Annotated in this window: 12 protein-coding genes; 5 read left to right on the top strand and 7 right to left on the bottom strand. The window is 60.4% G+C overall.

What is annotated here, in order from left to right; all coding sequences use genetic code 11:
* Nucleotides 1-18: 18 nt before the first annotated feature.
* Together RMO89_RS04095 and RMO89_RS04090 are read left to right on the top strand one after the other, a co-directional pair.
* Nucleotides 19-1083 carry an oxygenase gene (locus tag RMO89_RS04095; RefSeq protein WP_310531360.1) on the top strand — a complete coding sequence of 355 codons (1065 nt, stop codon included), beginning with the start codon at nucleotides 19-21 and terminating at the stop codon, nucleotides 1081-1083.
* Nucleotides 1080-2141 (top strand): LLM class flavin-dependent oxidoreductase, encoded by a 1062-nt coding sequence (locus RMO89_RS04090; protein WP_310531359.1) that lies wholly within the window; start codon nucleotides 1080-1082, stop codon nucleotides 2139-2141. Before RMO89_RS04095 ends, RMO89_RS04090 begins: the two co-directional genes overlap by 4 nt.
* A 42-nt stretch (nucleotides 2142-2183) precedes the next feature.
* Here RMO89_RS04090 and RMO89_RS04085 read toward each other — a convergent pair whose 3' ends face one another.
* The 3 genes from RMO89_RS04085 to RMO89_RS04075 are packed head-to-tail and all read right to left on the bottom strand — an operon-like array spanning nucleotide 2184 to nucleotide 4702.
* A complete protein-coding gene (locus tag RMO89_RS04085) occupies nucleotides 2184-3830 on the bottom strand; it encodes an FAD-dependent oxidoreductase (RefSeq protein WP_310531358.1) in 1647 nt (548 codons plus the stop codon).
* 4 nt (nucleotides 3831-3834) lie between these two features.
* Nucleotides 3835-4263 carry a limonene-1,2-epoxide hydrolase family protein gene (locus RMO89_RS04080; protein WP_310531357.1) on the bottom strand — a complete coding sequence of 143 codons (429 nt, stop codon included), beginning with the start codon at nucleotides 4261-4263 and terminating at the stop codon, nucleotides 3835-3837.
* Between the two features lie 4 nt (nucleotides 4264-4267).
* Nucleotides 4268-4702: a nuclear transport factor 2 family protein gene (locus RMO89_RS04075; RefSeq protein WP_310531356.1), complete on the bottom strand. Its 435-nt coding sequence runs from the start codon at nucleotides 4700-4702 to the stop codon at nucleotides 4268-4270.
* 79 nt (nucleotides 4703-4781) lie between these two features.
* On the opposite strand from RMO89_RS04075, the gene RMO89_RS04070 reads away from it, so the two are divergent.
* From RMO89_RS04070 to RMO89_RS04060, 3 genes are all read left to right on the top strand, one after another.
* Nucleotides 4782-6065 carry an MFS transporter gene (locus tag RMO89_RS04070; RefSeq protein WP_310531355.1) on the top strand — a complete coding sequence of 428 codons (1284 nt, stop codon included), beginning with the start codon at nucleotides 4782-4784 and terminating at the stop codon, nucleotides 6063-6065.
* Nucleotides 6066-6166: 101 nt separating this feature from the next.
* Nucleotides 6167-7219, top strand: a complete 1053-nt coding sequence (locus RMO89_RS04065) for an oxidoreductase family protein (protein WP_310531354.1) — start codon at nucleotides 6167-6169, stop codon at nucleotides 7217-7219.
* A gap of 2 nt (nucleotides 7220-7221) precedes the next feature.
* Entirely contained in the window at nucleotides 7222-8037 is an 816-nt protein-coding gene (locus RMO89_RS04060; protein WP_264415357.1) for an SDR family NAD(P)-dependent oxidoreductase, read from the top strand.
* Between the two features lie 43 nt (nucleotides 8038-8080).
* Here the strand turns inward: RMO89_RS04060 and RMO89_RS04055 are convergent, their stop codons facing one another.
* Genes RMO89_RS04055 through RMO89_RS04040 form a run of 4 tightly spaced genes read right to left on the bottom strand, consistent with a single transcriptional unit; the run spans nucleotide 8081 to nucleotide 12929 of the window.
* Entirely contained in the window at nucleotides 8081-9001 is a 921-nt protein-coding gene (locus RMO89_RS04055) for a TIGR03619 family F420-dependent LLM class oxidoreductase (RefSeq protein ID WP_310531353.1), read from the bottom strand.
* On the bottom strand, nucleotides 8998-9648 hold the full coding sequence (gene cofC / locus RMO89_RS04050) for a 2-phospho-L-lactate guanylyltransferase (RefSeq protein ID WP_310531352.1): 651 nt from the start codon (nucleotides 9646-9648) through the stop codon (nucleotides 8998-9000). Before cofC ends, RMO89_RS04055 begins: the two co-directional genes overlap by 4 nt.
* 12 nt (nucleotides 9649-9660) lie before the next feature.
* The gene (gene cofH, locus RMO89_RS04045) at nucleotides 9661-11979 is read right to left on the bottom strand and encodes a 5-amino-6-(D-ribitylamino)uracil--L-tyrosine 4-hydroxyphenyl transferase CofH (RefSeq protein WP_310531351.1); all 2319 of its coding nucleotides are present in this window, start codon (nucleotides 11977-11979) and stop codon (nucleotides 9661-9663) included.
* Between the two features lie 20 nt (nucleotides 11980-11999).
* Entirely contained in the window at nucleotides 12000-12929 is a 930-nt protein-coding gene (locus RMO89_RS04040; protein WP_310531350.1) for a 3-keto-5-aminohexanoate cleavage protein, read from the bottom strand.
* Between the last annotated feature and the right edge of the window lie 5 nt (nucleotides 12930-12934).

Here is a 12934-nt window from a genome sequence, read left to right as displayed (position 1 = left end):
AAATCGGAGAAGACGATCATGCTCGACGTCAAGGATACTGCAATCACGGACGACTTTGTCGATCCGATCACCGCAGACCCGCGTGAATTTGCTGCCAAGGTCAACGCCTGGGTGCCGCATGATATCGTGCTGAAGGATGCCTGGTTTCCACTTGCCCACAGCTCGGCCGTCACGAAAAAGCCGGTGCGCCGGGCGGTCTATTCGCATCCCTATTTCCTGTGGCGCGATCACGGCGTGGCCGTGGCGGCGGAATTTCACCCCTCAGACACCGAGCGGACGGCAAAGAGCAGCTATTCCGACAGCGAAGGCCGCTATCCGGTCATTGAGGAGTACGGCTATGTGTGGGGCTGGTTCGGCAACCCCGCCAATGCCGCGCCAGAACATGTCCCCAGCCTGCCTTATCTGCCAGAGGACGGCGGCCTGCCGTTGCACATGGTAGGTACCGTGCGTTTTGATTGCACCGCGCCGCTCAGCCTGGAGAATCTGATCGATCTGACTCATGCCGATTTCCTCCACGCCGACGTTGTAGGCGATGAGAAGATGGACAAGGAAACCGTCGAGGTGTTCCACGACAGTGAGACCATCACCATGGTCCGCACCTGCGTGAACAAGTCTGTCGCGCCGATCATGAAGATTTTCGGCGGGGTCAAATCTGACGTGCAGCAGGTAAGGCAGGTCATCCGCATTTACCTGCGCAGTCATGCCGCAATCGCCTATGGCAGGTTCAGCCCCGGCGACAACGTCCAGCTTTTCCATCCTTGCGTTCCGGAAACCCGCGACCGGACCCGGCTGGACTATGTGATCAATACGAGCAACGTGAAAAAATCCAATCTGTTCCGCTACCTGATGCCCAAGGCTAGCTACAAGGTTTCACGGCAGGACAGCTATATGACCAGCCCGCAAAGCCCGCGCTACATGCAGCCTGAAAAGCGCAAGGACTTGCATTCACCGCTCGATGAAGCCGGACAGAAGTACCGCGTTCTGATGCTGGCACTGGCCGAACGGCAGGCGCGCGGCGACTTTGCCTACCGCGATAATGTCAGCGCTGATTGCAGCGAAATCATAGGATATGACGGCAAATGAGCACATTGACGAACGCAGTCGGCGGTGAACGACGCTGGTGGGGGGTCATGCCCATTCTGCCTGCCCCCGTGATGGGCGGGATCGCAAAGCAGATGGAAGCCGTGGGCTTTGAAGGCTGTTTCTCGCTCCAGATCTATGGCCCGCCGTTCGTGCCCATGGCGGCCGTTGCCGCCATGACCGATACGCTGAAGGTCTCTACCGGCATTGCCGTGGCGGGAACCCGCAGTCCGGTCGAAACCGCCTTTGCGGCGATGGAACTCGATACGATCAGTCAGGGCCGTTTCGTGCTGGGTCTGGGCACATCGCTGCATAGCGCGATCTGCGGCATTTATGGCGAACCCAAGCGCAAGCTGCTGTCGCACTTGCGCGAGGTGGTCAAAGTCGTGCGGTACGTCAACGCCAATGCCCACAAGGGCATGGAACCGATCCACGGCGAATACTTCAACGCCGAATGGACAGAGATGATGCTCACCGCACCGCCCGTGCGCGAGGAAATTCCCATCTGGATCGCCGCGCTGAAGGACAAGCTGACCAGCCTTGCGCTGGAAATCAGCGATGGCCTGATGGTCCATGCCTTGTGGACGGTGGATTACACTGTGCAGAAGCAGGCCTTCATCGAGGCCGAGCTTGCCCGCTTTGGCCGCCAGCGCAGCGACGTGGAAATCAACGCCTGGCCGTGGATCGCAATCAACGATGACAAGCAGCAGGCGATCAATGACAGCCGCGCTACGGTTGCCGGTTATGCCGGCTACAAGGAGTATGAAACCTTCTTCGATGCCGTCGGGTTTGGCGACATGGCGCGTGACTGTCAGTTGGCTGCAGAGGACCACGGCGACCCATCGGGCGTGATCGACAAGGTCAGCGACGAGATGGTCGAAGCCTTCGTCAAATGCGGTCCGATTGATGAAGTTCTGGAAAAGATCGAGCCGTTCTGGGGCGTGGTCGATTCGCTCTGCCCAATGACGCCCTATCGCAACCTGACGATGGATCAGCTGACCAGCTACAACGGCGGCCTTTATGCCATGGTGGCAGAGGCCAAGCGGCGGCAGGCTGGCTGAAATTGACTGCGGGGGCTGCCCATGGCGGGCAGCCCCTGCTCATCATGCGACGATAGACTTGCCCGCGAGAAATCCTGTCACCATCGCAGGGCCGACATTGCAGCCATGGGCAGGCGACTTGCCCTGCCAGATCGAATTCGCATCCAGACCAGCCGCCCACAGGCCGCCAACAGGCGCACCGTTGTGGCCGATGACACGGCATTGGTCATCGATGCGCAGGCCGACCGTGGTGGACCCATCGCCGGGGAAGATCTCGACCGCATAGTAAGGGCCTTCGCCCAGGGCACCGAAGCAGGCGTTCGGTTTGTGCTTGGCATCACCAATCTCGATATCAATGCGGGTTTCGCCTTTGCCAAACTGGGTGTCCCTGCCGCTCGCCGCATCAAAGGAAACCTTGGCAGCGGTCGCTTCCAAACCGCGCGGATCCACCCCGATCTGCGCCGCCAGTTCGGCAAGTGTCGCGCCGGTTTTCATATAGCCGCAAGCGACCATCTCCTTGATCTTGCCGCCGCCGGGAAGGACCAGCCCCATCCCGTATTTCTTCACGAACCTGGCATTGGCAATGATGTGGGCGGGTACAGATTCCGTGGCGTGCATTGCCTCGACGAAGTGCACGCTAGCCTCGTTCCCGAAGCGCTCGCCACGTTTGTTGACCGCGATGCAACCGGGCTTGGACATGTCCATAAGATGCGCGAACCGCTCAACATAGCCGTCTTTGCGCGTTCGCTTCGAGGCGACTGTCCAGACCGCATTGACATGGTTTTCTGCCCCCATGGCCGCGCCCGCTGCAGTGGCAGCGTTGATGCCGTCACCGGTATTGTCATACGGCAGTATCGAGACGTGTTGCTCAGCAAACGGGATATAGGCCTTGCGCATTTCGGCATTGGCGGAGAACCCGCCAGAGGCCAGCACGACACCCTTGGTCGCAGCAATTTCTTTGACGACACCGTCGATTCTGGCCCGCACACCCGTGACCTGGCCGTCAGTGACTGTCAGGCCTTCTACTGGTGCGCTTTCAAACAGATCAACCCCCGCCGCGAGCGCCGAATGCAGCAGCCGGCCCGCCAGTGCAGTCCCCATGGTCAGGCGCGAGCCGCGGCCCAGCTTCTTCTTGTCGAGCGCAAAGCGGACCGCGATCTTGGCCATGTGCCACAGCGCGCCGGGAGCGGGCAGTCGCTCAAGATAGGGAAGATCGAACAGGTCGATCATCATGCCGCCCGGCGCGTTGAATTCCTCGCGCGGTTTGGCAAGACGATTGAAGTTCTCGCCGAGCTGTTTTCCGTCAAATTCGGCAGGAGCGAGCAGGCGGCCATGATCAGCCGCGCCTGGGACTTCGGGATACCAGTCGCTCGATGGCGGCGAGAGCAGGAAGTGGACGGTACTGTTAGCCTCAAGCCACTCAACCATGGCTGGTCCAGTATCGATGTAGGCATCAATCAGTGCCTTCTCAGCCCGGTTGCCAACGACCGCCATGGCATAGCCGCGCGCTGCATCGGCTGAATCCTGCACGCCTGCTGCCTGAGCCTGCGGACTGCCGGGAATCCAGACGCCACCGCCTGAAATGGCGGTCGTCCCGCCGAGATGCTCCGCCTTTTCCAGCACGGCCACCTTCAGCCCGGCCTTGGCAGCAACCAAAGCCGCAGTCAGTCCGGCAGCACCGGAACCCATGATTACAACGTCGTAATTCATCGCGTCACTCTCCTGCGCACATGATGGCGCGCATTGTCTTGTCGTCGATGCCAAGCTGACCGGCGCAATCGAGCGCGTCCCAATATTCGCGCCACCATATGATCTTGCCGATGGCATCCAGATCGAACACGCCCACGACATGGGTGGTTGTGCGCTGGCCGTTGGCGAGCTGGCGGACGGTATCGACCCTTTCGGTGAACACGGTATTCCCGGAAACTGCCACGTTCAGCGTGTTGCAGGCGCATTCGTCGTAGAGCTGGTACTGCCGCGCAAGCTCCTCGACGATGGCGTCGGCACCTTTGCGCACCGGGGCAATGGGCATGATCGGCTGATAGCGCGCGTCATCAGCCAGCATCGAGCGAAGTGCTGGCGCATCAAGCTTTTCGGTATGAAACAGCGCCAGAAAATCGCGCACGATCTGTTCAGCATTCATCGCCTCACCCCTCCATCGGACCAAAGAAGGCCGCCACTTTACCGGTGTCAAAATATTCACGGCCATGCACGATCTGCCCGGCGCGTATTTCGAAAAGGTCATGGTACTCATTGGCATAGACCCGGTCTCCGAAGTGGAATTCGGAGCGAATTTCAGCGGCCACCATGTCACCTTCAGCTACCATGCCGATAATTTCGACCTTGCGTGGATCTGCTGCCAACAACATGCCGCGAACGTCATCGGTGTAGGATTTGCGCGACACTTCACCGCGCCCGACGACCCACCAAGTGCAGTCAGGCGCCTGCAACTCCTCGATTGTATCGATGTCGCCGGCCGCCACGGCGCCCAGAAAGCGGCGCACGATTGCCTTGTTGGTTTCAGCGCTGTCCATCACTCGCCCTTCGCTATCGTCAAGCGAGGTCTGGCACAGGCCGCTCACCCCGCGCCTTTCCTTGGGCAGGTTGCTCCCCCTTCCCCTCTGCAATGCTGACCTTCGAAAAAACCCAAGGGAGAGATGCGTGGAACACCGGTCCACCGTCACAGGCTATAGCTGGTACGTGCTCGCTATCCTGACGCTGGCGCAGACCTGCCACGGCATGGACCGCGCCGTGATCGGATTGGTTCTCAAACCGATCGGTGACGAGTTCAGCCTCACTGGCCAGCAGCTCGGATTGCTTGCCGGTCTCGCCTATGGCTTGCCCTTTGCTCTCGCTGCGATCCCGTTTGGCTATGCAGTGGACCGGACCAACCGCAAGATTCTGCTCAGCTGCGCACTTACCGCTTGGAGCGGTGCAACCGCAGCTTGCGCGGCCGCCACCGGATACTGGACCCTGTTGCTGGGCCGTGCGAGCGTCGGCGTGGCCGAAGCAGGCGGATCGCCCACCGGCATGTCGATCCTTTCCGATTACTTCGGCTCAGACAGGCGCGCCACCGCGATTGGCATCTGGTATTTGAGTGCAGGTATCGGCTTTGCCATCGCCTTCTTCGCTGGAGGCATGATCGTCGAGGCCTATGGCTGGCGCTGGACTTTCGTGCTGGCCGGTATCCCCGGTATCCTGCTCGCCCCCTTATTGTTGATGACCTTGCGGGAGCCGAAGCGCGGTCAGATGGACAAGGCCGAGCCAGAACTCAACACCGGCCTGTGGTTGCGATTGAAAGAGCTTATGGCCCGCCCCGGCATCGCTTATGGGGTGGCAGCCATCACTTGCATCGCCATCGGCATTTACGGCATGAGCACCTGGTTGGCGACCTTCCTGGTCGAAAGCCGTGGCATGCCGCTGGCGCAGGCAGGCACAACCGTCGCAATAGCCTATGGTTTGCTGGGTTCGATCGGCGGGCTGGGTGCGGGCTGGGGGGTCGACCGGATCAATGCCCGGCGAGGTGGCTTCGATCCCGCCCGGACGGCACTTATCGCTTCAGCCATTCCCATTCTTACCGCGATGAGCGGCGTGGCCGCTGTCAGCCTGTCCAACGGCCCACTGGCAACGGCCTGCATCATGGCAGCAGGGCTATTCAGTTCGTCCTATAATGGCCCGGTCAACGCGATGATCGTGACTCAGGCTGGCCCGAACCTGCGCGGACTTGCGATCTCCACCGTCCAGACCAGCGCCAACCTGATCGGAGTCGGCTTTGGCACCTGGCTTATCGGCAGGATCAGTGACGAAGTCGGCGGCAGCGCTGGCCTCGCCTGGGGCATTGGCGCAGCGATGGTTTTCTGTGTGCTGGGCGGACTTCTGCTGATGCTCGCATCTCTACAGATCAAGGCTGGCAATAGTCACGAATTAGCTGTTTCAAGGAGTTGAATATGGATCCTCAGGCTCTTCCGCAATACAAAAACCCAGTGGTTGATCCCAACTGTGTGCCGCGTCCTTATCCAGCGAGAACCGATCACCTGCCGACATCGATGGACGATGTGGACGCTGAATGGCTCAGCCGGATGATGGGCTACAAATATCCCGGCGTGGTTGCCAGCAATATGGAAACGGTGGAACTGCTCAACAGCCACACCACCAAATGGCGGGTAAAGGTGGACTGGAACGCAGCGGGCATCGCTGCCGGCCTGCCCTCAAACCTGTGCATGAAGGCCAACTGGTCAGGCTCGTTCGACAATGTCGATATTCATGCGCTCGAGGCCCGGTTCTATCACTTCATGGTTCAAGAAATGAAAGTGCCGACCGCCAAGTGCTATTACGCCGATTGGGACGATGATGGCGGCGCCCACGGCTTCATCGTGCTGGAGGATCTTGTCCAGAGAGGTGGCCGCTTTGGCCACTCCACAAACGCCAATGGCGTCGACATGATCATTGAGAATCTTGAAGGTCTGGCCAAGCTGCATGGCAGCCTGTGGGGCAGCGACAAGATCAGCCTGGTCAATGCGCCGTGGCTCCAGACGCAGATGGATACGCCGGTCGATAGCGATCAGGTGCGGATCATGTGGCAGTGGATCGCGCTCAATCTGGAAGAGCCGGGCTTCTGCGCCATCGCGCCGAAGCATTACCTTGCCGATCCGCGCAAGGTGGAGCGCGCCTTTGACCGGCTAGGCGAAATCGAGCGTTCGCGCACGACCCCGCACTGCATCGTGCTAGGCGACTGCCACCAGGGCAATACCTATATCCTGCCCAGCGGCGAACGCCTTTGGCTCGATTGGCAACTGGTGCGCCGCGGGCGTCCATGGCGCGATCTGACCTATTTCGTGATCGGGGCATTGAGCATTGAAGAGCGCCGGTATCACCACAAGGACATGGTCAGGCAATACCGCGAATACCTGATCGCCACCGGCGCTCAGGGCGTTCCCAGCTTTGAGGACGCCTGGGAAGAAACCCGGTTGTGGGTGATGTACGGCATTCAGGCCTGGGTCGCCAATCTCGATGCCTGGGGTCAGAACGGTATCCCGATGAACGAGCGCTTTTTCGTGGCAGCCGAAGATTACGGCACCTGGCAACTTCTTGGAGAGTGACGATGGGATTGGTTGAAGGCAAAGTTGCAATCGTCACAGGCGCGGGCGCCAACATCGGCGAAGCCTGCGCAAAGATGCTCGCGGCGCAAGGCGCCAGCGTGGTGGTAGCAGACATCAATCTGGCCGGAGCGGAGCGCGTCGCGGACGAAATTGCCGCTGCGGGTGGCACCGCAATGGCGCACATGGTCGATCTGGGTGACGAAGCCAGCATTGCCGCCATGGTGGCCGCAGTTGTCGAGCGCTATGGTCGGATCGACGTACTGCACAACAATGCCGCCAACACAGGCGCGGGGCAGATGATGAAGGATGGCTCGCTCACCGCGATGGAGGCCGAAGTGTGGGACGCAGCTTTCGACATCAACACGCGCGGCACCATGCTGATGACAAAGCATGTCGCCCCGCACATGATTGCGAGTGGCGGCGGATCGATCATCAACACCAGTTCGGGCGTATCGATCCTCGGCGATGTGCTCAACCCGGCGTACAGTTCGTCCAAGGCAGCGATCAATGCACTCACCCGCAATACAGCGGCTCAGTTCGGCCGCGCCAACATCCGCTGCAACGCGATTCTGCCAGGCCTGGTGCTCAGTCCTGTGGCGCGTGCCCAGATGACAGAGGCGCAACTCGGCATGATCCAGCGCCACGTCCTGCTGCCGCGTGAAAGCGTAGCCGATGACATTGCCGGTGCTGTGCTGTGGCTGGCATCGGACCTTGGCTCGTTCATCACCGGCCAGATCATTTCGGTAGACGGCGGCATTTGCCACCACCAGCCGCACTACGCCGACATGCTCGACATGATGGCGGCGATGCAGGGGTAACACGATTGGCCCGGTCCTGCTTGCCGCAGAGCCGGGCCATTTCCTAAACCACCGGCATGATCTCTTCCGACACCCACTGCTGGCGATCAAGCCAAGCCTGCTCGCCGGTAATCCCCGGCGGAAGTGGCACGATGGTTTCAGTAATGCCCAGTTCCTTCAACCAGCCAATCTGATCGAGGATCTTCTGTTTGTCCGCCGTGCCTGGCGCGCGCGGATCGTCAAGAATCTCGTGATGCGCGCCTACATTGAGCATTTCCAGCGCGAAGAAGAAATCGAGACGGCGGCCATCGTATTCAGGCTGCGATTTGATGAAATCGATGCAGTCCGGGAAGGTTTCGGGCGGGGTGCGAAATGGCGACCAACCGTTACCGAACTTCGCCACCCGTTGCTGCACGGCCTGTGCATCGCCGCCGAACCATATCGGCACACCGGGTTTCTGCACCGGCTTGGGAGCGAAACCGCAATTGCGGAAATTGACGAATTCCCCTTCGAATTCGGGATCGTCCTTGGTCCACAACTCGATCATGGCGGCAACATATTCATCGGCCATGCGTCCGCGCTTGGCGAACGGCACGCCCAGCATATCGAACTCTTCCTTAAGCCAGCCAACGCCGAACAGCGCCTCCGCCCGGCCGCCCGACAGCCAGTCAAGCGTGGACCAACCTTTGGCCTGCACGATGGGGTTCTGCAGCGGCAGGATCGAGACTGACGAAGACAACCGCAGGTTTCTGGTTTGACCACCGATGTAACCCAGCGCGACCACGGTATGGAAATACCAGTCACCCGACAGCGCAACATGCTCCTTCGGGATGATGAAGTGCTCACCCAGCATGCACTTGTTGAAACCGAAAGCATCAGCGGCAGCCATCAACTTGCCGATGTCTGCGCCATTCAACGCCCCTTCCCATGGCTGAACCATGGCGGCGACTTTCATGCTGTTGGGCACGCCCACGTTGAGCTTCATGGTCTGCTCTCCTGATCGAACTTCATGGCTGCCTTGTGAAGGGCAGGCGCAGCTGCCAAACCTTCCCGATGGCAGGCCTGCTCCACTCGAAAGCCGCGGCTTTCCGCAAAACTCAGGTCATCTGGCGTATCGAGATCTGCCACCAGTCCCACGCGTTCCAGCACTGGCATGTCTGGGCATTGCGACGTATGCAAATGGCGGCTCATTGCACCGAAACGGAAATCGAAAGCCCCTCCGCTGGCAAGCGCCAGCGCATTAGTGCCATTGCCTGCACGGTCGGTCGCCATGGCCGATCCATTCGCTCTGGCGCTTGCGAGCAGGATGCTGACATCGGCAGCACAGACCAGCGGAAGATCGGCATGAATGACCATTGCCGGCGAACCACCCAGACCGATATGCCAGCGCTTCAACTCAGCATTCAGGCCCCGCCCCTCATCCTTGATCCAATCTCCATACCAGCCTCCGGGCCGCGCCGGTGAGAGGATGGCTATGCTGAGGACGTCCGGGCAATTGCGAAGAACGGCAACAACATGGCCTGCCAGCTGGCGCATCAGTGCCATGCGGCCACTCGTGTCCAGCACACCACTCAGTCGTGATTTGCTTCCCGTGCCCTGCTTTATCGGGACAATAGCCTGCCACTGGCGCAAGAAATCGCCGCCTCAGTCCGCGCTGGCCATCTGATTCAGGGGCCGACCATAGACTGTGCTCCGCTCCCTCAGGGGCCGGCCAATGCCTCGGGCCAACGCCTTCATCTGCGGCACGTCGAACAGTTGCCCGTTCATACCCCCGGCGGCCCGGGTGATAGATTCGTCCATCAGCACACCGCCAAGGTCGTTTGCTCCTGATTGGAGCATAACCGCGGCGCCGTCCGGCCCCAGTTTTACCCAGCTAGCCTGAATGTTGGGGATCGCTCCGTCCAGCGCGATACGGGCGACGGCGTGCATCAGCACAGCTTCGCGCCAGCTCGGGCCCGAGCGAGTCTGCCCCTTTCGCCAGTTCGGCGCTTCCATGTGGACGAACGGCAACGGAACGAACTCGGTGAAGCCGCCGGTTTCCTGCTGGAGCCGGCGCAGCCGTAGCAAGTGAATGGCCCAGTGATCGTAAGTCTCGACATGCCCGAACATGATCGTCGCTGTGGATTTTAGCCCAACCTTATGGGCAGCGCGCATCACTGACAGCCAATCATCGGTCATTATCTTGTCGGGACAAATAATCTGACGAATATCATCTGACAGGATTTCTGCCGCTGTCCCCGGCAAGGTCGCCAAGCCTGCCTGCTTCAGGCCGGCAAGATAGTCCACATAGCTAAGCCCCAGCGTCGTTGCACCGTGATGCACCTCGAGCGGCGAAAAGGCATGGACATGCATTTCCGGCACGGCGGCCTTCACGGCTGCGACAATGCCGCGGTAAGTGTTGCCATCATAGCTGGGATGGATGCCGCCTTGCAGGCACACTTCCGTAGCCCCGCGATCGCGGGCTTCGATCACCCGGCGGGCAATTTCGGCGTGATCGATATTGTAGGCCGGTCCGCGCTCGCTTTTGGTGCTGCCCTTGGAAAAGGCGCAGAAACCGCAGCGATAGAGGCAGATGTTGGTATAGTTGATATTGCGATTGATCACATGAGTGACAGCATCACCCACCCGATCCGCCCGCAATTCGTCAGCCACGCGGCACACGGCATCGAAATCGCGGCCTTCAGCCGTAAACAGTCGCGCGACTTGCCGCTGGGTCAGCTCCTCACCTTGCGAGACAAGGCCCAGCGTGACGGCAATCTGGGGATCGCGCCCTGTCACCAGTGACGGAAGCAGTTCCGGCACAGGTGCGCCAGTACCGGGATACCAGTCTACCTCTCGCGGCAGCCCGCGTGCATCAACCGCACGGCGGATGCGCGTGTGGAGCGCCGGGTCAGCCCAGCAGTCCACATTGCGCGCAAAAGCCGGACCGATAGCCAGTCGCTGGCGCAGATGCCGACCCGCAGCTTCAGTCTCGGTTTCAAGCTTCACCAGATGCGGCCAGGGCGCTTCCGGATTGACGTGATCGGGCGTCACCGGAGACACTCCGCCCCAATCATTGACCCCGGCTCGAACCAGTTGCCTCAATTCACCCGGCTGAAGATTGGGCGGGGCCTGAATTGTCATTTCCGGACCGAGGATCAGTCGGGCTGCAGCAATCGTCCAAAGGTGGTCACGCAAGGAGGGATCGCCTGAATTGCGCATCAACGTATCCGGCTTGGCCCGGAAATTCTGGATGATCACTTCCTGAATATGGCCGTATCGCGCATGCAGGTCGCGGATGGCCAATAGCGCCTCTACCCGTTCTGCACGCGTCTCACCGATGCCGATCAGCAGCCCGGTGGTGAAAGGGACCTTAGCCTCACCGGCAAGCCGGATCGATTCCAGTCGCGCCTGTGGATCTTTGTCGGGTGAGCCATGGTGGGGCATGCCTTTTTCGCACAATCGCTTCGATGTGCTTTCCAACATCAAGCCCATCGACGCCGCAAGTGGTCGCAGCGCTGAATAGTCTGCTGCGTCCATCAATCCCGGGTTGAGGTGGGGCAGCAAGCTCGTCTCATCCAGCACCAGCCTTGCCGCCGCTGCCACATAGTCCAGCGTGCTGGCATAACCGCGTTCGGCAAGCCAGTTTCGAGCAGTGGCATACCGGGCTTCCGGACGATCCCCCAAAGTGAACAGAGCTTCGCGGCAGCCCGCCAATTCACCTGCACGGGCAATTGCCAGCACCTCGTCGAGTTCAAGATAGGGCGATGCCAGCTCTGACGGGCGCCGGGCGAAGGTGCAGTAATGGCAGACGTCACGGCACAATTGGGTGAGCGGGATGAACACCTTGCGCGAATAGGTCACCACCGCGCCGTGCCCGGCAAGTGTCAGCGCCTCAGCATCGGACATCAGCGCTTCGAGCGGACGAGTTTCCAGCCGGTCTAGCCAGTCCTTCGCGTCTTCGGGTTCCCACCAGACTTTCATGTTCCGCACCGCCGGCCAGATCAGATCGCTGTACGATCCGCGCCCTTGAGCGACAGTATTTCGCGGGCTTCGTCAGGCGTGGCTACGGAAAGCCCCATGCCTTCGATGATCTTGCGCGCGGTCAGCACCTGCTGCGCGTTGGTTTCAGCCAATTTGCCAGGCCCGGCCCAGAGCGAATCCTCCAGCCCGACGCGAACATTGCCGCCCATCGAAGCGGCCATGGCGACGATGCTCATCTGTTTGGCACCTGCGCCCAGCACCGACCATTCGTATTGATCACCGAAAAGCCGGTCCGCGGTACGCTTCATGTGCATCACGTCATCCGGATGGCTGCCGATGCCGCCCAGAATGCCGAAACAGGTCTGAACAAACAGCGGTGCCTTCACCAGTCCGCGATCGAGGAAGTGCGCCAGATTATAGAGGTGACTGGTATCGTAGCATTCAAATTCGAACCGCGTACCCAGCGGGGTGAGCAATGCCAGCAAACCCTCGATGTCCTTGTAGGTATTCTTGAACACCAGATCGCGCGATGCTTCGAGCAGCTGCGGCTCCCAATCGTGCTTCCAGTCCTTGTAGCGGTTGAGCATCGGGAACAGGCCAAAGCCCATCGTGCCCATATTGAGGCTGGCAACCTCGGGCTGGAACCGGGTTGCGGGCCGCAACCGCTCTTCCAGCGTCATCGATGGGTGGCCGCCCGTGGTCAGGTTGATCACTGCGTCAGAGCGTTGCTTGATAACCTTGAGGAAGGGCTCGAACAAATCAGGGTTCTGGTCCGGCCGGCCATCAACCGGATTGCGCGCGTGCAAATGAATTATCGCGGCGCCCGCCTCTGCCGCACCAATCGCAGCCTCTGCAATTTCGTCGGCCGTAACCGGGAGATGCGGCGACATGCTGGGCGTATGAATGGCGCCGGTTACCGCGCAGCTGATGATTACCTTGCCCTTGGCCAATTTCC

Source organism: Novosphingobium sp. (assembly GCF_031424035.1).
In the GTDB taxonomy this organism is placed as follows: domain Bacteria; phylum Pseudomonadota; class Alphaproteobacteria; order Sphingomonadales; family Sphingomonadaceae; genus Novosphingobium.
Note: the sequence above shows the minus strand (reverse complement) of the source record. Positions and strands in the feature narration are given on the sequence as shown.

Coding starts and splice junctions, on each gene's coding strand:
- RMO89_RS04095 (WP_310531360.1), top strand. CDS start 19: ATGCTCGACGTCAAGGATACTGCAATCACGGACGACTTTGTCGATCCG.
- RMO89_RS04090 (WP_310531359.1), top strand. CDS start 1,080: ATGAGCACATTGACGAACGCAGTCGGCGGTGAACGACGCTGGTGGGGG.
- RMO89_RS04085 (WP_310531358.1), bottom strand. CDS start 3,830: ATGAATTACGACGTTGTAATCATGGGTTCCGGTGCTGCCGGACTGACT.
- RMO89_RS04080 (WP_310531357.1), bottom strand. CDS start 4,263: ATGAATGCTGAACAGATCGTGCGCGATTTTCTGGCGCTGTTTCATACC.
- RMO89_RS04065 (WP_310531354.1), top strand. CDS start 6,167: ATGGACGATGTGGACGCTGAATGGCTCAGCCGGATGATGGGCTACAAA.
- RMO89_RS04060 (WP_264415357.1), top strand. CDS start 7,222: ATGGGATTGGTTGAAGGCAAAGTTGCAATCGTCACAGGCGCGGGCGCC.
- RMO89_RS04055 (WP_310531353.1), bottom strand. CDS start 9,001: ATGAAGCTCAACGTGGGCGTGCCCAACAGCATGAAAGTCGCCGCCATG.
- cofH (WP_310531351.1), bottom strand. CDS start 11,979: ATGAAAGTCTGGTGGGAACCCGAAGACGCGAAGGACTGGCTAGACCGG.